Origin of the sequence: Arenimonas sp., assembly GCF_044348765.1 — a bacterium.
In the GTDB taxonomy this organism is placed as follows: domain Bacteria; phylum Pseudomonadota; class Gammaproteobacteria; order Xanthomonadales; family Xanthomonadaceae; genus Arenimonas.
In genome coordinates this window covers 1-19,408 of the sequence record NZ_JBIKSE010000033.1, presented here as the reverse complement: position 1 = coordinate 19,408, position 19,408 = coordinate 1, and the positions used below count along the sequence as shown (strand labels likewise).

At 60.3% G+C, this 19,408-nt stretch carries 24 protein-coding genes; 13 read left to right on the top strand and 11 right to left on the bottom strand.

Annotated elements, in window-relative coordinates; genetic code table 11:
* Positions 1–209: 209 nt before the first annotated feature.
* The 3 genes from ACIQ0Q_RS06555 (at position 210) to ACIQ0Q_RS06545 (ending at position 3,528) form a co-directional block, all read left to right on the top strand.
* Complete coding sequence (locus ACIQ0Q_RS06555; protein WP_395772145.1) at positions 210–548, top strand: P-II family nitrogen regulator; 339 nt, start codon at positions 210–212, stop codon at positions 546–548.
* A gap of 19 nt (positions 549–567) precedes the next feature.
* Complete coding sequence (locus tag ACIQ0Q_RS06550) at positions 568–1,974, top strand: ammonium transporter (protein ID WP_395772144.1); 1,407 nt, start codon at positions 568–570, stop codon at positions 1,972–1,974.
* A 276-nt stretch (positions 1,975–2,250) separates the two neighbouring features.
* A complete protein-coding gene (locus ACIQ0Q_RS06545) occupies positions 2,251–3,528 on the top strand; it encodes a hypothetical protein (protein WP_395772143.1) in 1,278 nt (425 codons plus the stop codon).
* 75 nt (positions 3,529–3,603) lie between these two features.
* On the opposite strand, the gene ACIQ0Q_RS06540 is transcribed toward ACIQ0Q_RS06545, so the two are convergent.
* Positions 3,604–3,774: a hypothetical protein gene (locus ACIQ0Q_RS06540; RefSeq protein WP_395772142.1), complete on the bottom strand. Its 171-nt coding sequence runs from the start codon at positions 3,772–3,774 to the stop codon at positions 3,604–3,606.
* A 153-nt stretch (positions 3,775–3,927) separates the two neighbouring features.
* Here ACIQ0Q_RS06540 and ACIQ0Q_RS06535 point away from each other — a divergent pair, with 153 nt between their 5' ends.
* The 4 genes from ACIQ0Q_RS06535 to ACIQ0Q_RS06520 are packed head-to-tail and all read left to right on the top strand — an operon-like array spanning position 3,928 to position 7,824.
* Positions 3,928–4,959 (top strand): nitrogen regulation protein NR(II), encoded by a 1,032-nt coding sequence (locus ACIQ0Q_RS06535; protein ID WP_395772141.1) that lies wholly within the window; start codon positions 3,928–3,930, stop codon positions 4,957–4,959.
* Entirely contained in the window at positions 4,956–6,362 is a 1,407-nt protein-coding gene (gene ntrC, locus ACIQ0Q_RS06530; protein WP_395772140.1) for a nitrogen regulation protein NR(I), read from the top strand. Before ACIQ0Q_RS06535 ends, ntrC begins: the two co-directional genes overlap by 4 nt.
* Positions 6,359–6,835 (top strand): GNAT family N-acetyltransferase, encoded by a 477-nt coding sequence (locus tag ACIQ0Q_RS06525; RefSeq protein ID WP_395772139.1) that lies wholly within the window; start codon positions 6,359–6,361, stop codon positions 6,833–6,835. Before ntrC ends, ACIQ0Q_RS06525 begins: the two co-directional genes overlap by 4 nt.
* Entirely contained in the window at positions 6,832–7,824 is a 993-nt protein-coding gene (locus ACIQ0Q_RS06520) for a 2-hydroxyacid dehydrogenase (RefSeq protein ID WP_395772138.1), read from the top strand. Before ACIQ0Q_RS06525 ends, ACIQ0Q_RS06520 begins: the two co-directional genes overlap by 4 nt.
* Here ACIQ0Q_RS06520 and ACIQ0Q_RS06515 read toward each other — a convergent pair.
* The gene (locus ACIQ0Q_RS06515) at positions 7,821–8,693 is read right to left on the bottom strand and encodes a hypothetical protein (RefSeq protein WP_395772137.1); all 873 of its coding nucleotides are present in this window, start codon (positions 8,691–8,693) and stop codon (positions 7,821–7,823) included. The genes ACIQ0Q_RS06520 and ACIQ0Q_RS06515 overlap by 4 nt on opposite strands.
* Before the next feature lie 98 nt (positions 8,694–8,791).
* Here ACIQ0Q_RS06515 and ACIQ0Q_RS06510 point away from each other — a divergent pair, with 98 nt between their 5' ends.
* Positions 8,792–10,072, top strand: a complete 1,281-nt coding sequence (locus ACIQ0Q_RS06510) for an acetyl-CoA C-acetyltransferase (RefSeq protein WP_395772136.1) — start codon at positions 8,792–8,794, stop codon at positions 10,070–10,072.
* Between the two features lie 57 nt (positions 10,073–10,129).
* Here ACIQ0Q_RS06510 and ACIQ0Q_RS06505 read toward each other — a convergent pair whose 3' ends face one another.
* From ACIQ0Q_RS06505 to ACIQ0Q_RS06495, 3 genes are read right to left on the bottom strand one after another with little or no spacing between them, the layout of a single operon-like run.
* Complete coding sequence (locus ACIQ0Q_RS06505) at positions 10,130–11,371, bottom strand: heme biosynthesis protein HemY (protein ID WP_395772135.1); 1,242 nt, start codon at positions 11,369–11,371, stop codon at positions 10,130–10,132.
* Positions 11,368–12,363, bottom strand: coding sequence for a uroporphyrinogen-III C-methyltransferase (locus tag ACIQ0Q_RS06500; protein WP_395772134.1), 996 nt, complete (start codon positions 12,361–12,363; stop codon positions 11,368–11,370). Before ACIQ0Q_RS06500 ends, ACIQ0Q_RS06505 begins: the two co-directional genes overlap by 4 nt.
* Before the next feature lie 4 nt (positions 12,364–12,367).
* On the bottom strand, positions 12,368–13,126 hold the full coding sequence (locus tag ACIQ0Q_RS06495; protein WP_395772133.1) for a uroporphyrinogen-III synthase: 759 nt from the start codon (positions 13,124–13,126) through the stop codon (positions 12,368–12,370).
* A gap of 67 nt (positions 13,127–13,193) precedes the next feature.
* On the opposite strand from ACIQ0Q_RS06495, the gene ACIQ0Q_RS06490 reads away from it, so the two are divergent.
* The 4 genes from ACIQ0Q_RS06490 to ACIQ0Q_RS06475 all read left to right on the top strand — a co-directional run bounded on the left by ACIQ0Q_RS06490 (position 13,194) and on the right by ACIQ0Q_RS06475 (position 15,734).
* Positions 13,194–13,607, top strand: a complete 414-nt coding sequence (locus tag ACIQ0Q_RS06490; protein ID WP_395772132.1) for a hypothetical protein — start codon at positions 13,194–13,196, stop codon at positions 13,605–13,607.
* A 57-nt stretch (positions 13,608–13,664) separates the two neighbouring features.
* A complete protein-coding gene (locus ACIQ0Q_RS06485) occupies positions 13,665–14,099 on the top strand; it encodes a rhodanese-like domain-containing protein (RefSeq protein ID WP_395772131.1) in 435 nt (144 codons plus the stop codon).
* A gap of 84 nt (positions 14,100–14,183) precedes the next feature.
* Positions 14,184–14,699: a protein-export chaperone SecB gene (secB, locus tag ACIQ0Q_RS06480; RefSeq protein WP_395772130.1), complete on the top strand. Its 516-nt coding sequence runs from the start codon at positions 14,184–14,186 to the stop codon at positions 14,697–14,699.
* A 12-nt stretch (positions 14,700–14,711) separates the two neighbouring features.
* Entirely contained in the window at positions 14,712–15,734 is a 1,023-nt protein-coding gene (locus ACIQ0Q_RS06475; protein ID WP_395772129.1) for an NAD(P)H-dependent glycerol-3-phosphate dehydrogenase, read from the top strand.
* Between the two features lie 51 nt (positions 15,735–15,785).
* Here the strand turns inward: ACIQ0Q_RS06475 and ACIQ0Q_RS06470 are convergent, their stop codons facing one another.
* The 6 genes from ACIQ0Q_RS06470 to ACIQ0Q_RS06445 all read right to left on the bottom strand — a co-directional run bounded on the left by ACIQ0Q_RS06470 (position 15,786) and on the right by ACIQ0Q_RS06445 (position 18,679).
* Positions 15,786–16,355, bottom strand: coding sequence for an outer membrane beta-barrel protein (locus ACIQ0Q_RS06470; RefSeq protein WP_395772128.1), 570 nt, complete (start codon positions 16,353–16,355; stop codon positions 15,786–15,788).
* Between the two features lie 137 nt (positions 16,356–16,492).
* Positions 16,493–16,729, bottom strand: coding sequence for a DUF6327 family protein (locus ACIQ0Q_RS06465; protein WP_395772127.1), 237 nt, complete (start codon positions 16,727–16,729; stop codon positions 16,493–16,495).
* Positions 16,726–17,073, bottom strand: coding sequence for a hypothetical protein (locus ACIQ0Q_RS06460; protein ID WP_395772126.1), 348 nt, complete (start codon positions 17,071–17,073; stop codon positions 16,726–16,728). The genes ACIQ0Q_RS06465 and ACIQ0Q_RS06460 overlap by 4 nt, the downstream gene beginning before the upstream one ends.
* On the bottom strand, positions 17,070–17,405 hold the full coding sequence (locus tag ACIQ0Q_RS06455; RefSeq protein WP_395772125.1) for a YtxH domain-containing protein: 336 nt from the start codon (positions 17,403–17,405) through the stop codon (positions 17,070–17,072). Before ACIQ0Q_RS06455 ends, ACIQ0Q_RS06460 begins: the two co-directional genes overlap by 4 nt.
* 31 nt (positions 17,406–17,436) lie before the next feature.
* Positions 17,437–17,892, bottom strand: a complete 456-nt coding sequence (locus ACIQ0Q_RS06450) for a tRNA (cytidine(34)-2'-O)-methyltransferase (RefSeq protein ID WP_395772124.1) — start codon at positions 17,890–17,892, stop codon at positions 17,437–17,439.
* Between the two features lie 13 nt (positions 17,893–17,905).
* Positions 17,906–18,679: a hypothetical protein gene (locus ACIQ0Q_RS06445; protein WP_395772123.1), complete on the bottom strand. Its 774-nt coding sequence runs from the start codon at positions 18,677–18,679 to the stop codon at positions 17,906–17,908.
* Positions 18,680–18,783: 104 nt separating this feature from the next.
* On the opposite strand from ACIQ0Q_RS06445, the gene ACIQ0Q_RS06440 reads away from it, so the two are divergent.
* Positions 18,784–19,408 (top strand): M16 family metallopeptidase (locus tag ACIQ0Q_RS06440; RefSeq protein ID WP_395772122.1); only part of this gene is annotated, 625 nt, incomplete at its 3' end.

The following is a 19,408-nucleotide window of genomic DNA, read 5'->3' as shown; positions in this document are numbered from 1 at the left end:
CGACCGCGACTTCCTGAAAGCCGGTGGTGTGTTCACCGACGACTTCATCGACGGTTACATCGCCCTGAAGATGGGCGAGGTCACCAAGTTCCGGGCGGCCACGCACCCGCTGGAATACTCGATGTACTACCAGCTCTGATGCTTGACCACGACGCCGGGAATTCCCGGCGTCGCTTTTTCCGCCTGCAAAAAAACCGAACGGAGCGCCCATGAAACTGATCACCGCCATCATCCGGCCGTTCAAACTCGATGAAGTCCGCGAGGCCCTCTCCGAAGTCGGCGTATCCGGTGTCACCGTCACCGAAGTGAAAGGCTTCGGTCGCCAGAAAGGCCATACCGAGCTGTACCGCGGCGCCGAGTATGTGGTCGACTTTCTGCCGAAAATAAAAATCGAAACCGTGATCACCGACGACCGCCTCGAGGCCGTGCTGGAAACCCTGCAGCAGTTCGCGGCCACCGGCAAACTCGGTGACGGCAAGATCTTCGTATCCAGCGTCGAGCAGGTCATCCGCATCCGCACCGGCGAACTCGACGTCGACGCCCTTTAACCCGCCCGGAGGATTTTGCATGCAACGACTGTTCATCCGTTCCTGGAAAGCCCGGCTGGCGGTATTGGCCGGTGCCGTACTCGCCCCCGGCAGTGCCATGGCGCAGGCTGCCGTACCCGCCATCGACAAGGGCGATACCGCCTGGATGATGCTTTGCGCGGCCTTGGTGATCTTCATGGCCCTGCCCGGACTCGCCTTGTTTTATGGCGGTCTGGTGCGCAGCAAGAACGTCCTGTCGGTATTGATGCAGACGCTGGCGGTGTTCTCGCTGGTGGCGGTGCTGTGGGCGCTGTACGGTTACAGTTTCGCGTTCACCGAAGGCAATGCGTTCATCGGCGGCGTCGATCGCCTGTTCGCGCAGGACATCAACGGCGCGGCCGCGGCGACGTTTACCAAAGGCGTGTACATTCCCGAACTGGTGTTCTTCGTGTTCCAGGGCGCGTTCGCCTGCATCACCTGCGCGCTGATCATCGGCGCCTTCGCCGAGCGCGTGAAATTCGCCGGCGTGCTGCTGTTCACCGTGCTGTGGTTCACCTTCGCCTATTTGCCGATGGCGCACATGGTCTGGTTCTTCCCCGGCCCGGACGCCTTCACCGATACCGCCGCCGTGGACGGAGTGCTGGCGCGTTCGGGTTGGCTGTGGGCGAAAGGCGCGCTGGATTTTGCCGGCGGTACCGTGGTGCACATCAATGCCGCAGTGGCCGGTCTGGTCGGCGCCTATGTCATCGGCCCGCGCGTGGGTTACCGGCGCGAAGCACTGAAACCGCACAACCTGACCCAGACCATGGTCGGTGCCTGCATCCTGTGGTTCGGCTGGTTCGGCTTCAATGCCGGTTCGGCTTTGGAAGCCAATGGTGTTGCGGCGCTGGCTTTCGTGAATACTTTTCTGGCCACGGCCGCGGCGGTGCTGAGCTGGAGTCTGGCCGAGTGGCTGGGCAAGGGCAAACCCTCGATGCTGGGCGGCGCGTCCGGTGCGGTGGCGGGATTGGTGGCGATTACCCCGGCCGCCGGTTTGGTCGGACTTAGTGGTGCTTTGATTATCGGTGCCATCGCCGGCGTGGTCTGCCTGTGGGGTGTCACCGGCTTGAAGAAACTACTGCGTGCCGATGACAGTCTGGATGTGTTCGGCGTGCACGGTGTGGGCGGCATCACCGGTGCGCTGCTGACCGGCGTTTTCGCCGCGCCGCAATTGGGTGGTGCCGGACTGTGGAATTACGTGACCGAAAGCGCGCTGCCGGAGTATTCGATTGCATCGCAGGTCTGGATCCAGACCCAGGGCGTGCTGGTAACCATCGCGCTCTCCGGCGTGGTTGCCTTGGCGGCTTTTCTGATCGTCAAACACACCGTCGGTCTGCGCGTGCCGGAAGAAGCCGAACGCGAAGGCCTGGACATCAGTTCGCACGGCGAGTCGGCCTACGAGTTGTAATCCCGTCTTGAAACGCGCATTGCCAACGGCCCTTCGGGGCCGTTTTTTCTCAGCGTGCCTATTGGTGGCTATCGACTAATCCTCCTTAAAGTGGTGGTTAGACAAAGCCTTATAGAATATCCGGCGCAAATTGGTATGATTTATCTTGGTAGTCATAGCGGTCGACGGTACTTCGTGACGATCGCGGCTCTTAAGATACTTGAAGCCGTGGAAGCTTGCGAGATGTTCAAGACTTAGTGGGTCATCATTTAATAGCAACTACCTATAGGAGATGAAATGAAGAGAACAAAGTTCCGCAATTTTATATTACCAACCTTTTTTTGCATGCTCATTGGGTGTGGAAAATCAGATTCGGATGTCGCCGCTAGTAACACCTATATGCCAGCTGATCCAGAATCAAAAAAAAATCTCATGCTATTTAACAAGCACGGCTATTCGTCTGCAGAAGCTGCACTGAAGAAAGGCGGGTTTATCAACCCTAATGATGTAAAAGAAATCTTATCTCTTGGCTTTTCGACCCGTGCCGCTTATGAAGAAGCGTTGCTGATTAACATCAAAAAACAATACGAAGCAAATGGAGGTGCCGCTCTATATGGAACGGACTCATGTCGACTCGCGAGGGCAGACTACTCGAAGACAAGCAGCTTGCGAGACAAAAAGTGGAATGAACACTGGCGGGAAACGCTCAGCGCCTTTTGCTTAACTGGTGAGTTCGACCCAGACGCCTTCTATTCGATAACCTATCTTCCTGCTAAAAAGGATAAATGCGGAAATAGGCCCGCATCTGAGCCTGACGCTGCGTACCGCGAATACTACGAGTACAGTGCGATGCGAAGTTACTTTAATTTGTTAGATGCGTTATCACCTCGCCAAAATTTCTTTCAGAATGTCAACTTAGATCATCTACATCTACTCAATCTACAAGCCGAGGACGGAGGATTTTGTCCGAACGGCATTGCTGCAAAGGCGTTCGAAGAACTGAGTCTCCTTGATCAGCCGAAAAAGAAAAACGAAGCACTAGAAAAATTTAAGAAACTCTCGAAGTCCATCGCATCTGATGCGGGAGTGACAACTAATCAGCAGTTAGTTGCGCTTCAATCAACTGCAGAAATTGAGATGGTAACTCCAGTTTCCTCTGTAGGCGAATATCGATTTCTCATATCGATGAAGCCGATAATTCATCAAGGACATCAAGGCGAAACGCAAATATTTTATTCAGGTGGGTCCCAGTGTCGTTACAGATTTAATAATCTTCCTTCAAAAGACGTCTTTGAATTCAGCACCAAATCAGAGGCTGCCGCTCGAAAGATAGAGAAGATAATTCGACAAAAATCAACCACAGCAAATACATTGCGCATGATTGACTTGCTGCAGTATCAAGGTATTTATTACAGTCAAAACGATCTCATGGTGACGATTTACGGAATAGTTGATGAGCTTGAGAAAGGCTCATGTACGGTTGTGCTGAAAGCACAAGCGATTGAAATTGCTACTGTCAATCCACAAGACCCAATAAACGGTAAGTCTGAGCAGATTGTTATTGAGCAATTATAGGGCTGGAAAAATTATCGGCACTGAATGCCCGGTTTTAAGAAGTGCATTGCCAACGGCCCTTTGGGGCCGTTGCTTTTAGCGCACCCGCACCAGGTTGGCGGCGGCGGTGGTGTTGGCGTACTGGCGGATGGTGGCATATCCGCTGCTCTTGCCATAGCCGATGCCGTTGGCGCGCGGGCGGTAGCGGTTGTTGAGTTTCACCGGGGCATTGTCCGGTTTGGTGCAGGTCGGGATGAAGTTGTACATGGTGGGACCTCAGTTGGTTGGTGTGGTATCAATGTATAACACCTCTTGGCATCGACCATGTGCCGTAAGTCATGTTGTTGAAAATGAACAACTATTATTCAGCTTGCGTTTAGGGGTTCGGACAAACGGGGTGTATTGCACTAAGATGGTGCAATGAGCCCCAGCGATGCCGCCACCTTCGATCAGCTTGCCACTCCGATCCTGTGGCTGGACGGGCAGGGCGCGGTGTACGACTGCAATGCCGCCTTCAGCAGCTGGCTGTCGGTCGGCAAGCGGCGCTTGCTCGGGGTCGGTATCGATCAGCTGGATCACGAGCATCCGCGCCTGCACGCGCTGTGCATGCAATGCCTGCAGCCGGAGGAACGTATGCAGGCCCTGCGCCTGCAATTGCGTTTCGCCGAGCAGAAGGAACGCTTCGCCGATGCCATCGTGGTGCGTGAAGCCGAGGGCTGGCGCATTGAATGGCACCCGCGCGCCGAGTTCGACGGCAGCGATCCGGCGCTGGCTCTGCCTGCCGCGCTGTCAGTGGCGCTGAAAGGTCTGGCGCACGAATTGCGCAATCCCCTGGCCGGATTGAAAGGCGCAGCGCAATTGCTACAGAAAAAAACCCAGGAGCAGCCGCAGGCCCAAGCCTTGGTGAAGCTAATCGAAAACGAAGTGGTGCGCCTGACCCAGCTGATCGACCAGTTCATGCATCCGGCGCCGCCGAAAGCACAGGCGCCGCTCAACATCCATGGCGTGCTGGAAACCGTGCGCCAGCTGGCCGATGCCGAAGCCGGCTGGTCGGTGAAGCTGGTGCGCGATTACGATCCGAGTCTGCCGGAAGTCATCGGCGATGCCGATCGCTTGACCCAGGCCGTGCTCAATCTAGTGCGCAACGCGCTGCAGTCCGGCGCCGGCGAAGTGGTGCTGCGCACGCGTGCCGACCATCAGGTACAGATTGCCGACCGGCTGTCGCGTCTGGCCATCCGCGTGGAAATCGCCGACAACGGCCGTGGCGTACCGGAAGACCTGCAGGAACAGATTTTCCTGCCGCTAGTATCGGGCCGCGCCGAAGGCACCGGTCTGGGACTGCCGCTGGCCTTGCAGATCGCGCGCGAACACCAGGGCTCGCTGAGCTTCCGCTCGCGTCCGGGCCACACCGTATTCACCCTGCTGTTGCCGGTACCCGAGGAGAGCGCATGAACACCGCCGAAATCTGGTTGGTCGATGATGATGCCAGCATCCGCTTCGTGCTGAGCGAAGCGCTGCAGGATGCCGGCTACCGCGCCCGTGGATTCGAGTCCAGTGGTGCCGCCATGGACGCGCTGCGCACCGGGGCGCCGCCGGCACTGATGTTCACCGACATCCGCATGCCCGGCGGCAGCGGCATCGATTTTCTGGAAACGGTCAAGCAGGCGCATCCGGGGCTGCCGATGATTGTGATGTCGGCGTTCACCGATATCCGCAATACCGCCAGCGCGTATCGGGGTGGCGCGTTCGAATATGTGGCCAAACCTTTTGATCTGGACGAGGTGCTGGCCTTGGTGGAAAAAGCGCTGCCGAAACCGCAGCCGCCGGTCGCGCGCGTCGATGCGGCACCGGTGTTGGAAACCGCCCTGCTCGGCAAGACCCCGGCCATGCGCGAACTGTTCCGGCAGATCGGGCGCTTGGCGCAGTTACCGCTGAGCGTATTGATCACCGGTGAAACCGGTACTGGCAAGGAGCTGGTCGCACGCGCCCTGCATCAGGAGTCGCCGCGCGCGGCGCGTCCGTTCGTGGCGCTGAACACCGCCGCGATTCCCAGCGAACTGCTCGAGTCGGAACTGTTCGGCCATGAGGCCGGCGCCTTCACCGGCGCCAGCACGCGCCGCATCGGCCGTTTCGAGCAGGCGCAGGGCGGCACCCTGTTCCTCGATGAAATCGGCGACATGCCGCTGGAACTGCAGACGCGACTGCTGCGGGTGCTGGCCGAGGGCGAGTTCTACCGCGTCGGCGGCCGTGAGCTGATCAAGGTCGACGTGCGCGTGATCGCCGCCACGCATCAACCGCTGGAAGCGCTGGTCGGTTCCAAACGCTTCCGCGAAGATCTTCTGCATCGCTTGAACGTGCTGCGCATCCGCCTGCCGCCGCTGCGCGAACGCCGCGCCGATATTCCGCTGCTGGCCCAGCATTTCTTCGCAGCCGCAGCCGCGCAGTTACAGACCAAAACCAGAAGCGCCGATAAGGCCTTGCTCGACGCGATGCAGGCGTATGCCTGGCCGGGCAATGTGCGTGAATTGGAAAACGCCTGCTGGCGCATGGCCTCCGGCACCTCGCATGAACGTCTGGGCCTAGCCGATTGGCAGGGCGATGCCCTGCCGATGGCATCCACCGAGCGCGCCGCTGGCTGGGAGACGCAATTGGCGCAGGAAACACGCACTCTATTGCAGCAGGGTCATCTGAGCGTGCATGCTGAACTGAAAGCGCGCTTCGAGCAAAGCCTGTTGGATGCCGCCTTGCAGCACACGCAGGGCCACCGGCAACAGGCCGCGCAATTGCTCGGCCTTGGCCGCAACACCCTGACCCGCAAACTCGGCGTCAAACACGGACGCAAGGACGAGGCATGACCCTGCAGATCCGACCGGCCCGCGCAGAAGACGCTGCATTACTCGCATATTGGGCGCAGGCCATGGCATTGGAAACCGAAAACAAAGTATTGCCGGACGCCGAGGTACTGCCCGGCATCGCGCGCGGCATCGCCGATGCGGCGCTGGCGCGGTATTTCGTGGCGGAACAGGACGGTGTTCCGGCCGGCACGCTGATGTACACCTTTGAGTGGAGCGATTGGCGCAACGGTCTGTGGTGGTGGATCCAGAGCGTGTATGTGCCGCCCGAATTCCGACGCCAAGGCATCTATCGCGCACTCTATGCCCATGTGCGTGCGCTGGCTGAAGCCGATGCTGGCGTCTGCGGCATCCGACTGTATGTCGAGAACGACAACCGCAACGCGCGCAGCACCTACCAGGCGCTCGGCATGCAGGACGCGCATTACCGGATCTACCAACAGGACACCCGTCCGAGTGGAGACTCCGCCGAATGAAAATCGCCGTGTACAGCGCCCACGATTATGACCGCGACGGTCTCACTGCCGCCAATGCCGCTGGCGGCCATGACTTGCTGTTCATTAAAGCTCCGCTCTCGGCCGCTACAGCGCGCCAAGCCGCCGGCTGCGGCGGCGCCTGCATTTTCGTCAACGACCACGCCGATGCCGAGGCCCTGCGCATTCTGGCCGAAGACGGCGTGCATCTGCTGGCGCTGCGCTGTGCCGGCTTCAATAACGTGGATGCTGCCGAAGCCAAACGGCTGGGTATTTCGGTCACGCGCGTCGGCGATTATTCCCCGCATTCGGTGGCCGAACACGCGGTTGCACTACTGCTGGCCCTGAACCGCAACATTCCGATCGCGCACGAACGCGTGCTGGCCAACGATTACCGGCTCGATGGTTTGATGGGTTTCGATCTGTATGGCAAGACCATCGGCATCATCGGTGCCGGCCGCATCGGTGCGGTATTCGCCGGCATCCTGCGCGGTTTCGGCTGCACCATCATCGCGTACGATGCTTATCCGGATCCTGAGTTCGAACGCGCCGGTGCGCGTTTTGTTTCACTCGCCGAACTGGCCGCGCAATCGGATGCGATTTCTTTGCATTGCCCGCTGACTCCGGACACCCGGCATCTGTTGGACGCCGACTTCTTCGCGGCCTGCAAACCCGGCGCGCTGCTGGTCAACACCAGTCGCGGGGCGGTGCTGGACACCGCAGCAGCGCTGGCGGCATTGCACAGCGGCCATCTCGGCGGGCTGGCGCTGGATGTGTACGAGTTCGAGGCCGGTCTGTTTTTCGAAGACCATTCGCAATCGGCGCTCGCCGATCCGTTGTTGGCCGAACTGCAGCAGTTGCCGAACGTGCTGATTACCGGGCATCAGGGTTTTTTCACCCGTGAAGCTTTCAGCACCATCTGCCAGACCACCATCGACAGCTTCACCGCTTACGAAAAAGGCGCGCCCTTGGTGAACCGTATTCCGGATTAACGCTGCAGCGTATCGCGGGCGCTGGCGGCATCGGCGCAAAAATCGAATTCAACACTCAGGCCATGCGCTTCAAGTAGCGCAGCAATCTGACGTTGCCGCATCTGGAACATCTGGAACAGGGTTTCCAGCTGCTCGCCGTTTTTAGCCTCCAGGCCGCTCTGCAGTTGCATCCATGCATGGCAATCCAGCAAGGCGATATGCGCGGTGCCGTGCTTCAGGTACACCAGCGGTTCCGGCGGCGCATCCAGCCAGACCGATTGCTGCGGTGCGAACAGCGCGGTTTCGATCAAGGGCCAGATTGATTCCAGTCCATTGTGACCGTATTGCATGGCCATCATCGCCACACCGTCGTGCAGGGTCATGTAGCGGGCATGTTCGATGTCGGCGGCGAATGCCTCCTGCGCATACAAAGCAGTCGCGGCACCGGCCATGCCGCGCTCCATCAGCTCCGCCTCCATGCCGTCCTGCACGGCACGGATTTGTTCGACCGGACCGGACAGCACGAACGGCAGCCAGCGCAGTGGCCCCTGTGCATGTGCCGGATCGGGTTGTAGACCTTCGGGCATGCGGCCTTCAGCGCTACCGAAACACAACAACCGCGAGGTAGAAGACTTCGGGGCCAGATGGGTCAGCCGGGCGATTTCGGCGTGCACCGGCCAGCCCGGACGCAGAATCTCGACCGGATCGAAGGCGGCCCCGGCCAGACTGATGTCGATGGCCGTGTGCGGGCCGATCCAGGAGCGAAGATCTTCGGCCAGCAGGCTGCCGAGCTGTTCGGACCGGGCTACCGACACCTGTGCAGATGATAGGTGTTGGCCGGGGCAGAGTTCCAGGGCCAACAGGCCGAAGCTGTAAACGGGCTCGATCATGCGCTACCATACTCGGGAGTTTGGAGAAATCCATGCGCTGGGCACGGCTGCTTATTATGCCCTGCCTAAGCCACCATTCGTTCATCAGGAGCCGTTCCATGTCTTCCACGCGTCGTGTCGCCATCCTCGGCGGTATCCGGATTCCGTTCTGCCGTAACAATAGCGCCTACTTCGATGTCGGCAACCTCGGGCTGTCCACCGTCGTGCTCGGCGGTCTGGTCGAAAAATTCCAGCTGCAGGGCCAGATTCTGGGTGAAGTGGCGATGGGTGCGGTGCTCAAGCATTCCTCCGATTTCAATCTGGCGCGCGAAGCTACGCTGTCGTCTGGACTGTCACTGCACACCCCGGGCATCACCATCACCCGCGCCTGCGGTACCGGTCTGGATGCGCTGATTACCGTCGCCAATAAAATCGCGGTTGGTCAGATCGAGGCCGGCATCGGCGGTGGCTCCGACAGCACCTCGGACGTGCCGATCGCGGTCAGCAAGAAACTGCGCCGGCGTCTGCTTGACCTCAACCGTGCGCGCACGCTCGGCGAGCGCATCAAGGCCGCGCTGAAAGGTTTTTCCTTCGGTGAATTCAAACCCGAGTTCCCGGGCGTGGCCGAACCGCGCACCGGCAAGAGCATGGGCGAAAGCTGCGAAGACATGGCCAAGACCTGGAGCATCGCGCGCGAAGATCAGGACCGGCTCGCCTATGAATCGCACCAGAAAGCGGCCGCCGCGTACGCGCGCGGTTTTTTCAGCGATCTGGTGATGCCGTTCCGCGGTCTGGAGCGCGACAACATCCTGCGCCCGGACACCAGCTTGGAAAAACTGGCCATGCTGAAACCGGCCTTCGACAAGCGCTCCGGCAAAGGCACGCTCACCGCCGGCAACTCCACCAACCTGAGCGACGGCGCCTCCGCCACTTTGCTGGCTTCCGAAGATTGGGCTAAAGCCAACGGCAAAGAGATTCAGGCCTATCTGGCCGATGCGCAGGTGGCCGCCATTGATTTCGTCGGTGGTGAAGGCCTGCTGATGGCGCCGGCCTGGGCCGTGGCGCAACTGCTGAAACGCAATAACCTGAAACTGCAGGATTTCGATTTCTATGAAATCCACGAAGCCTTCGCCGCTCAGGTGCTGTGCACATTGAAGGCCTGGGAGTCCGAGGAATTCTGCAAAACCAAACTCGGCCTGGACGGCGCGCTGGGATCCATCGACCGCAGCAAACTCAATGTGGTCGGTTCTTCGCTCGCGCTTGGCCATCCGTTCGCGGCCACCGGTGCGCGCATTGTGGCCACCGCCGCGAAACTGCTGAAGGAAAAGGGCCAGGGCCGTGTGCTGATTTCGATCTGCACCGCCGGCGGCATGGGCGTGGCGGCGATTGTCGAACGTTGATTTCGTATTAATCGCCTCATGAAAAAAGCGGCCTTGCGGCCGCTTTTTTATTTCCACTTACTGCGGCAACCACGGAATCCCGTGTTCGTTGCGTTGCTCGGAAACCGCTTCAGCGGCGATGCGCTGCTGCAGCGTGATACCGGTCATCGGCAGGGGTGCTTCGCCGTTCAACACGCGCCGGGCGTTGTTTTCGGCGATATAAGCCTGCTCAAACTGAGCCAGGCCGGCATGGACCTGACCAAGCTGGTTCCAGCTTTCCGCGCCGCCGCCCTGGGCAATCGCACGCTGCCAGTAGCCGATGGCGTTATCGTTATTGCCGGCCGCATGGCTCCAGCTGCCAAGGGCGTGAAGTAAATCGGCATCGTCCGGATGTGAAGCCAACAATGCACGCAGTCGTTCAAACAGCACGGCATCGTTCTGCGCCAAGGCCGACAGTGCTTTCACCGATGCGCTGGCGTAATGGACTTCAGCCGAATCCAGCAGGACGCTTGCGGCCGAGTGTTGCATGCCTAGCGTACCCGCACGTCGCGCGAAGGCTTCGGCCATGGCTTCACCGGGCGGACTTTGGGCATCGAGTTCCTGCCAGCGCTGCCAGAGGGTGTCAGCGGAATCGGCGCCGGCCAGATAGTGTCGCTGATACTGGGCCTGCAGCTGCGCTTGCTGTTTGCCGCTCATGCCGTGGCCGCGGGCTTGCATCCAGTTACGGGCCAGATCGAATTGCTGAAGCGTGATTGCCGCTTCAATCGCGATGCCGCGTGCGACCGGCGACCACTCCATGGCCGGCCGCGTTAGCATTACATCCAGCGCCTGCTGCGCTTTACCCTGTTTCAATAGCAGGCGCGCGTTGTTGGAGGCCGCCAAGGTCGGGTTCGACTGGTTCAACTGCTCCAGCAAGGCGGCGGCTGCGACGAAATCCTCCTGTACCAAGGCGGCCTGGCGTGCGCCCAGCAGCGCCAGATCACGCACCTGTTTGTCTTCGGCGGCTTTCATTAGTAGACTCTGCGCCCGTCCGAAGCGGCCTTCATAGAAAGCGGTCAGGCCGTTGTTCAGGCGGCTACGCGCCTGTTTATGGGCATAGGCCTGCCAAGCATTGTAGGGAAAATGCAGCAAGGTCCACAGCAACCATAGTGCAAACAGTAGCAGGATGCAGGCGAATAAAAAAAAGGCGACCGTGGTAGTGACGGTAGTGCCATGCCAGCGAATGACCACCTCACCGAAATCCGGTTGCAACAGATCCCAGGCCAGTGCGCCCAGCGCTGCCAGCAACAACCACCACAGGAAACTGCGGTAAAGGTTCATGGCGTGGCGCTCTGTTTCAGACGCTGCAGTTCCGCCAGCGTGCTGCCGGCTTCCGGTAATGCCATGCTGAGCGGGGCATTGGCGGCCTGTTGCAGGCGCTGGCGCCGTTCCTGCAGCGCTTTGCCATCGGCATACAGACGCAACAGCCACTGATCAATCCGGCGTGCACTGCTCTTGAATTCGGTGCTCTGCCGTAACTGCAGTGCCGTGCGGGCATTGGCCATTTCCAAAGCCAATGCGGTTTGTGCCGCTTGCCGTTCGGCCGGTGCAATCAGCGTCTGTTGACCGGTCGGTTGGATGCGAATCAGCGCCTTGAGCAGACGTTCGAAACCGTAGGGTTCCGGAGCGCCCTCGGGGTCGGCACTGTTGGCGGCCGGCAGCTGCGGCAGAAGGGCTTCCAGGGCATCCAATTCGCCGCGGGCGATGGCGCGCGGATCGGTCTCGATGGCACGATACGCGGCCAATTCGCGGGTCACCGTCTGTCGCAGGGTCAGCCATTGCGGATCCTTCAAACCGTTGATGGCGGTAGCGGCCAGTTCAGTCGCCTGCAGGGTACCGGTCAGATCGCCTGAAAGCTGCCAGCGCTCGCGTGCGATGATCAGTAGCAGTTCCGCCTCGTTCAGACGCAGGTTGTCCATGGCGCTGCGGTCGCTGCGGCTGAGCTGTTGCACACTATCTTCAATCAGTGCCGCACGTTCGCTGACGCCGAGCACTTCATCGCGCAGCAGATTGGTGCGGTTGGCCGATTCGCCCAGGCGCTGCTGCAGCGCCGCGCGTTCCTGTTCCACCCGCGCCAGTTGCTGTTCGGCCAATAACAGGCGCCGGTCCAGCGCCTGTGCGCTGATGTCGGCGGCGGGAATCAGGGCTTCACCGGAATCGACGCGGAAACGGATCCAGGCAAACATGATCAAGGCAAGAACCAGCACGGCTGCCAAAATGATTGTGCCGATGCGGGAGTGCACTTTGGCAACGGGAACCGGTAGTTCAGTCATGAGGTCATCCTTCACATTCATTAGCGGCAATGGCTTGGTGCAGGGCAGCCAGCATCATGGCCGGCCGTGTGCCGGCGGCGCACCGAACCTGTTGGATGCCAAGCCCCTGCAGGTATTCTAGCAAGCGGACACTGCTGACGATGCATAGCGTACGGCTGATATTCGCGCGCTCGCTGGCATCGAGTTGCCGCCACAATTCGGCAAAAGCGGCACGGCTACTGACCAATACCGCCGTGTTTTGTGCAAGCGCCTGTAGACGGCGATGCACGCTGACCGGCAACTTCAGGGGCTGCCGGCGATAGACATGGGCGATATGCAGGTGCGCGCCGCGCTCGGGCAACACGCGCTCCAGTTCACCGCGCCCGTCAGGCGCGGTAATCAGACCGATGTGTCGGTCACGGCAGTCGGACAGTATCGGCAAAGCCAACAGACCCTCGGCATTCTGCGGCTCGGTGCTCTGCACGGTGTCGGCGCCGGCGTTTCGCAGCGCCTTTGCCGTGGCCTCGCCGATGGCCAGCCAGTTGCCGTGCAGCGGGGTCTGCGCTGACGCGAAGGCTACCGCGGCCGGTGAGCTGGCAATTCGGATCGGGCAACGCAGGGCGGATTCTAAAGACGTGCCGGGATCCAGTGCAAGCAATGCATACGGCGAAATCGCCAGCACCCGGGCCCCTTGGGCGGCGGCTGCGCGCCGCACCGCATCGTGCCGGTGGCGCGGACGCAGCGAAATCAGGGTCCATCCAGACAGGGCGGAAGCAGGGGGCATGCGGCGTCGTGGGTAGCGGCCATTTGTGGCAGAATCTAGTGTAACTGAGGCCCTCCGGAAAGAAACCATGCTCACCAAAGCTGTATTTGCCGTCTTGTTGTTGGCCGTGCTGCCGCCTCCCGTGCTGGCTGGCGGATCCAACAAGAACGACAAAGCCCTGGAAGCGGCCCTGAAGATTTATGGCAATGCCGTGCGCTGGAATGATTTCGAGAAGGCGCGCGAATCGGTCGATCCTCTGCTGCGTCCGCCCGGCGGCTTCAGTGATGCCGATGAGGCCTATTACAAAAAGTTCCAGGTCAGCGGCTATCTGGTGAAATCCGCCGACCGACCCGATCCCCAGGCCTACAGCCAGCGCGTTGAACTGCGTATCATCGACGTGGCCTCGCAGACCGAGCGCATCCAGGCCGACCGGCAAACCTGGCGTTACGATGCGGTGGCCAAGCGTTGGTGGCTGACTTCGGGGCTTCCCAGGCTGGATTGACTGGCATTCGGGCCCGTCACGGGCGATAATAGGGATTGACCCCCAGTTGGACGCCGCATGTCTTTTGACGCCCTGATTGCCTTTGCCGCCCAAAGCCCCATTCTTTCTTCGATTTTCGTGGTCTTGACCGTGGCCTTGGTGTACACCGAAGTGGCACGTCTGTTTGTTGGCTATAAAACCGTGAGCCCGGCCCAGTTGACCGATCTGATCAACCGTGAATCCGCGCTGTTGGTCGATGTCAGTGCCATCACCGAGTTCGACAAGGGCCATATTCTGGGGTCCAAGCATGTGGCCATGAGTCAGTTCGACCCGGAAAACAAGCTGTTGGCCAAGGCCAAGGAATTGCCGGTGGCCGTGGTCTGCCGGACCGGGCAGTCCTCCAGTGAAGCCGCCAAGCGCCTGCACAAGGCCGGTTTCACCCGGGTGTATTGGCTGAATGACGGTCTGAACGCCTGGGTCCAGGCCGATCTGCCCCTGACCAAGGGCCGGTGACTTGATATCATGGGGCCAGACCCCATAACCCTGTAGTACCCCTGCCGATTCCTACCGCGTTTACGCATTTTCCGGAGTTTTACCATGTCTGCCAATTTGACCGAAGGCACCGTCCAAGACGGTGCACAAGCCGCTTTCAGCGTCCAAAAAATCTATGTGAAGGACGTTTCCTTCGAAGCCCCAAACGCCCCATTGGTGTTCAACGAGCAAGGCCAGCCCGAGCTCAATATGAACCTGAACCAAAAAGTCGGCAAGCTCGCCGATGACGTCTATGAAGTGGTGTTGGGCGTGACTCTGACTTGTACCATCGGTGAAAAAACCATCTATCTGGCCGAAGTGGCCCAGGCCGGCATCTTCGGCCTTTCCGGTTTCGATGAGCCATCCTTGGACGCCATGCTCGGCATCCACTGCCCGACCGTGCTGTTCCCGTATGCCCGTCAGGCCGTGTCCGACCTGATCAATCAGGGCGGCTTCCCACCCTTCTACCTACAGCCGATCAACTTCGAAGGCATCTACGCCGAAGGCCTGCGCCGCCGCGCCGAACAGGTTGCCGCCGCCAGTGAAGGCAGCACCGTGGTTTCCGAAGGCGGCAACGCCTAAGCACCCGCCGCCATGGACGCGCCGATGAAAGTGGCGGTCTTGGGTGCCGGCTCGTGGGGCACGGCCCTTGCGGCGCTTCTGGCGCGCAACGGCCACCGGACCACGGTCTGGGGCCGCAACGCCGGCCAGGTCGATGCCATCAACACCCTGCACGAAAATACCCGGTATCTGCCGGGTATTGTTTTGCCCGCGAGTCTGCAGGCCAGCACCGATCTGGCAGCCACTGTGCGCGACGCCGATTTCATTCTGGTGGTGACGCCCAGCCATGCCTTCACCGAAACCGTGCAGGCGCTGGCGCCGCACCGTAAAGCCGGTGTTGGTGTGTCGTGGGCCACCAAGGGCTTCGAGCCCGGCTCCGGCCGATTCCTGCATGAAGTCGCCACCGATATTCTCGGCGCCGACGTCGCCTTGGCCGTGGTCACCGGTCCGTCCTTCGCCAAGGAAGTCACCCAAGGCCTGCCGACCGCGGTGACCGTGCACTCCGAAGATCCCGAATTCGCCCAGACCGTGGCCGAAGCCCTGCACGGTCCGACCTTCCGTGCTTACACCGGCACCGACATGCTCGGTGCCGAGCTCGGCGGTGCGATGAAGAACGTGCTAGCCGTGGCCACCGGTGTGGCCGATGGCATGGCCTTGGGCTTGAATGCCCGCGCTGGCCTGATTACCCGCGGCTTGAACGAGATGCTGCGTCTGAACCATGCGCTTGGCGGCCGCGCTGAAACCCTGATGGGTCTGGCCGGATTGGGCGACCTGGTGCTGACTTGCACCGGTGATCTGTCGCGCAACCGCCGTCTGGGCCTGGCGCTGGGTCAGGGCCAGTCGATCCGCGAAGCCGTGGCTTCGATCGGACAGGTGGTCGAATCGATCCAGACCTGCGATGAAGTGATGCGCCTGGCCGAACGCTTCGCCATCGACCTGCCGATTTCCGCGCTGGTGCGGCGCGTGCTGCATGAGGAAATCACCCCGCAGGAGGGTCTGAAGCTGCTGTTGTCGCGCGAGCAGAAACCCGAATATCCGCAAGGTCTGTTCGACTGATGCAAAAAACCCCGCCGAAGCGGGGTTTTTGTTGAACACGTTGGTGCTGACTCAGAAGCTGAAGCGGGCGCCCACATTCCAGCTGTTCAAATCGCCGTCGCTGCGGTCGGCATAGTCGTAGCCGGCGGTGATGCCGACGCTGTCATTGACGTGGTACACGCCACCGACGCCGACACCGAAACCATCACCGAAATCGCCGGCGTCGGTGTAATTGACCTTGCCGTTGAGTTCGAACTTGTCGTTGACTAGGCTGCGCACGCCGGTGGCGATGCGGTAGCCGTTGTCATCGAGTTTAATCAGGCTGTTGCCGATGTTGCCGCTGTCGCGGATGTAGGACAGTTCGCTGACCCAATCGGTCTTGTCGTTGATGCTTTTGCGGAAGCCGGCACCAACATTGTATTCATCCAGGCTGATGCCGTTCTGGTCGTTCTTCTGATACCCGGCGAAGCCATAGAAGCTGTCGCTGAACTTCAGCGCGCCGTCGATCGAAAAGCCGTCAAGCTTGCCCGGGCCGGCATCGAGCTTGCTGTAAGCGCCTTCGACATAGCTGTAGTCCAGATCGGAAGCCTGGGCGGAAAAAGCAGCGGCGGTAAGGGCAAGGGCCAATACGGTATGTTTCATAGATACTCCAAAGTTGTTGACTGATGCGGAAATGCACAGCGCATTTCATCCTGCATTTCGCAGACGCCCAACTTGGAGTGTCTTAAGTCACGGAAGTTCACCCGAACTGCGGGTTTGTTAACGTTCCGTTCAGGCGATTATTTCAGCAACCGGCGCGCCAGCCACATCATCACCATTTTCTGCAGCGTGCCGGAGTTGCGCACCATACCGCCAATCGGCCCGAGCGATTCCATCAACAAGTTGCCGGGCTTGATAGCCTCCATGGTTTTTGTGGCGGACTGGCGTAATTGGATCTGCCGCAATTCCTTTTCCAGCGCCAGAATTTCCAGTTCCTGGTCGATCTGCTCGAACGAGCTGTAGATTTTACGGGTCATGGTCTGTCCGCGAAAAAGATATCGGAGAAGCGGCGCAGAATCGGCCGGTTGATGTGTTCACGCAGCAGATAGACGGCGATCAAAAGCGCCACATAAAAGCCACCGGCAATCAGAAAGCCCTGGGTGCTTGAGCCGAGGGCATTGCCGATAGCTAGCGCGCCGGCGATTGACAAAAACAGGACCGCCATCAGGCCAAACAAAGTGAACAAGGTCAGTCGGATCAGGAGAGTCAGCGACTTCATGCCGACTTTGAACGACCACAGCTTGTAGTAGGCGGCCTGGTTTTCCAGCAGTGCTTCCATGCTGGTGCGCAGGTCCTCGGCGTTTTCCCGAATCGGACTCATGGGGTGTCGCGGCTCTGGCGGATGCGTGCCTTCAGCTGCGTAAGCCGGGCTTCCAACTTCTCGATGACCGCCTCCGACTCGGCGCCGGCCTGCTCGCTCAAGTTATCGATGGCATGTTCGATCTGTTGGGTTTTATCACCGACGGCGCTCTGCACCTTGCGGCTCAGCACCTGCAACTGCTCCTGCAGTTCGTCACCGAGTTCGTCGACGCCGTTCTTGAGTTTTTCGCGGGTCTTGCGGCCGCTGTCGGGCGCAAAAAGAATCCCGATCCCGGCCCCGATGGCAACACCGGCCAGCAGGGCCAGTAGCGCATTACTGTCTTTTTCGCTCATCGCATTCTCCCTGGGTGTGCCGCCGTGTGAATCAGGCATAACCGAGTTGGCGCCAGACTTCGAACACTGCCACGGCAACCGCGTTCGATAGATTCAGACTACGCTGACCGGAGCGCATCGGCAAGCGCAGCTTGTGCAAATCGGGTAGTCCAGCCAGGACGTCTGCGGGAAGCCCGCGGGTTTCCGGCCCGAACAGCAGGGCGTCGCCGGCTGCGTACTGCGGCGTATCGAAACGCGTTTCGGCTTTCGAGCTGAATGCGAACACGCGTGGCTGGCCGAGATGGGCCAGACAGGCCGCATAGTCGGCATGCCGGCGGACCTCGGCGAACTCGTGGTAATCCAGACCGGCCCGTTTGACCCTGGCATCGTCCCAGACGAAGCCGAGCGGTTCGACCAGGTGCAGGCGCGCGCCGGTATTGGCACAAAGGCGGATGATGTTGCCGGTATTCTGGGGGATTTCCGGTTCGTACAAAATCACATCGATCACGATGTGTTCCCAATCAGCTGAGTTGGCAGGATTTTAGCAAAACCGTCTGCGCCCGGTTTTTATCGGCTGCCGGCACTTCGCGGTCGGTCAGTGGAAACTCGATCAGGGCCCGCAATGTGGCGCGGCCGTCATCGCCGCGGATGTTGCTCAGGCCTTTGAAGCGCAGCAGCCGGTTGCCGTTGCTGCTGTAGGTCACTTCGATGTCCGGTGCCACCAGTCCCAGCCAGCCATCCAAGCCGAGCCGGAAAGTCTGTGCCGCCTGTTCGCGGTACACTGCCGGGCCGACTCGCTGCACATGAAAGCCATAGCTGTCCAGCCGCGACGGTACCGCGAACTGCAATTGCTGGCGGCGGTCGCTGAGCAATTGCGGCCAGCGACTGCGTATGAAGCCATCGAAGCCGGCATCGGCCACCAGATCCGAGGCATTCTGCAGTTGCCGCTCCTTGTAGCCCTCGGTTCCGTCAAACCAGACGCTGGCGCGGCCGTTCTTCCAGCGCAGGCCTTCCCGGTAATCCAGGCGCGCGTCCTTGAAGTCGAAAGCCGGTGCCAGACGCGAGGGTGCGTAGGAAATCACTTTGCGGGCAAAGGGCGTGCCATCGGCGCAGCGGTACAGCACGGTACGCTCGGACAGCAGGTTGTTCTCGAAACGCGTCCAGTGCGATTCGGTATATAGCAGGCGTTTCTTCTGCATATCCCAGGCCTGGCCCTGCTCGAAGCGGACCGATTCGACGGCCGCCGCGAATCCGGGGATTGTCAGCAATAACAGAAGGATGGCGGATTTCGGCATGCGTGCAGGCTCCGGATTTCACGCCGCCACTATGACATATGGCCTAGTGTAGGTCCCGTCAAATTCCATTACCATTACCGATTCACCCCAAAGGAACCCCGCCCATGCGATTCGGAAACAAAACCCTTCTTTCGGCCGCGCTCGGCCTTGCCCTGCTCGGCGGCGCCGCCGCATTCGTGCCGGCCGTCCAGGCCGCCGGTGCCCAGACCATCGACATCGCCTATCAGGAGTTCACCCTGCCAAACGGCTTGCGCGTGATCGTGCACACCGACCGCAAGGCGCCGATCGTGGCCGTCAACATCTGGTACCACGTGGGCTCCAAAGACGAGACTCCGGGCCGCACGGGCTTCGCACATCTGTTCGAACACCTGATGTTCCAGGGTTCTGAAAATTACCGTGACGAATTCTTTGGACCGTTCGAGCGTGTCGGCGCCACCGACCAGAACGGCACCACCAACACCGATCGTACCAACTACTTCCAGAACGTGCCGACCACCGCGCTCGATATGGCGCTGTGGATGGAATCCGATCGCATGGGCCACTTCCTGGGCGCCGTCGATCAGGCATTGCTCGACGAGCAGCGCGGTGTGGTCCAGAACGAGAAGCGCCAGGGCGAAAATCAGCCCTATGGCGTATTGCGCGAGCCGCTTTCGAAAGCCCGCTTCCCGAAAGGTCACCCTTACAGCTGGACCACCATCGGTTCGATGAACGACTTGAACGCGGCCTCTT

What these genes read in the sequence shown, in the direction of transcription:
- ACIQ0Q_RS06505 (WP_395772135.1), bottom strand. Translation starts at nt 11,371, where the DNA reads ATGAACCTTTACCGCAGTTTCCTGTGGTGGTTGTTGCTGGCAGCGCTG.
- ACIQ0Q_RS06495 (WP_395772133.1), bottom strand. Translation starts at nt 13,126, where the DNA reads ATGCCCCCTGCTTCCGCCCTGTCTGGATGGACCCTGATTTCGCTGCGT.
- ACIQ0Q_RS06540 (WP_395772142.1), bottom strand. Translation starts at nt 3,774, where the DNA reads ATGTACAACTTCATCCCGACCTGCACCAAACCGGACAATGCCCCGGTG.
- ACIQ0Q_RS06445 (WP_395772123.1), bottom strand. Translation starts at nt 18,679, where the DNA reads ATGCCGAAATCCGCCATCCTTCTGTTATTGCTGACAATCCCCGGATTC.
- ACIQ0Q_RS06470 (WP_395772128.1), bottom strand. Translation starts at nt 16,355, where the DNA reads ATGAAACATACCGTATTGGCCCTTGCCCTTACCGCCGCTGCTTTTTCC.
- ACIQ0Q_RS06455 (WP_395772125.1), bottom strand. Translation starts at nt 17,405, where the DNA reads ATGAGCGAAAAAGACAGTAATGCGCTACTGGCCCTGCTGGCCGGTGTT.
- ACIQ0Q_RS06520 (WP_395772138.1), top strand. Translation starts at nt 6,832, where the DNA reads ATGAAAATCGCCGTGTACAGCGCCCACGATTATGACCGCGACGGTCTC.
- ACIQ0Q_RS06555 (WP_395772145.1), top strand. Translation starts at nt 210, where the DNA reads ATGAAACTGATCACCGCCATCATCCGGCCGTTCAAACTCGATGAAGTC.
- ACIQ0Q_RS06500 (WP_395772134.1), bottom strand. Translation starts at nt 12,363, where the DNA reads ATGACTGAACTACCGGTTCCCGTTGCCAAAGTGCACTCCCGCATCGGC.
- ACIQ0Q_RS06485 (WP_395772131.1), top strand. Translation starts at nt 13,665, where the DNA reads ATGTCTTTTGACGCCCTGATTGCCTTTGCCGCCCAAAGCCCCATTCTT.
- ACIQ0Q_RS06535 (WP_395772141.1), top strand. Translation starts at nt 3,928, where the DNA reads ATGAGCCCCAGCGATGCCGCCACCTTCGATCAGCTTGCCACTCCGATC.
- ACIQ0Q_RS06525 (WP_395772139.1), top strand. Translation starts at nt 6,359, where the DNA reads ATGACCCTGCAGATCCGACCGGCCCGCGCAGAAGACGCTGCATTACTC.
- ACIQ0Q_RS06515 (WP_395772137.1), bottom strand. Translation starts at nt 8,693, where the DNA reads ATGATCGAGCCCGTTTACAGCTTCGGCCTGTTGGCCCTGGAACTCTGC.
- ACIQ0Q_RS06545 (WP_395772143.1), top strand. Translation starts at nt 2,251, where the DNA reads ATGAAGAGAACAAAGTTCCGCAATTTTATATTACCAACCTTTTTTTGC.
- ACIQ0Q_RS06550 (WP_395772144.1), top strand. Translation starts at nt 568, where the DNA reads ATGCAACGACTGTTCATCCGTTCCTGGAAAGCCCGGCTGGCGGTATTG.
- ACIQ0Q_RS06460 (WP_395772126.1), bottom strand. Translation starts at nt 17,073, where the DNA reads ATGAGTCCGATTCGGGAAAACGCCGAGGACCTGCGCACCAGCATGGAA.
- ACIQ0Q_RS06465 (WP_395772127.1), bottom strand. Translation starts at nt 16,729, where the DNA reads ATGACCCGTAAAATCTACAGCTCGTTCGAGCAGATCGACCAGGAACTG.
- ntrC (WP_395772140.1), top strand. Translation starts at nt 4,956, where the DNA reads ATGAACACCGCCGAAATCTGGTTGGTCGATGATGATGCCAGCATCCGC.
- ACIQ0Q_RS06490 (WP_395772132.1), top strand. Translation starts at nt 13,194, where the DNA reads ATGCTCACCAAAGCTGTATTTGCCGTCTTGTTGTTGGCCGTGCTGCCG.
- secB (WP_395772130.1), top strand. Translation starts at nt 14,184, where the DNA reads ATGTCTGCCAATTTGACCGAAGGCACCGTCCAAGACGGTGCACAAGCC.
- ACIQ0Q_RS06510 (WP_395772136.1), top strand. Translation starts at nt 8,792, where the DNA reads ATGTCTTCCACGCGTCGTGTCGCCATCCTCGGCGGTATCCGGATTCCG.
- ACIQ0Q_RS06475 (WP_395772129.1), top strand. Translation starts at nt 14,712, where the DNA reads ATGGACGCGCCGATGAAAGTGGCGGTCTTGGGTGCCGGCTCGTGGGGC.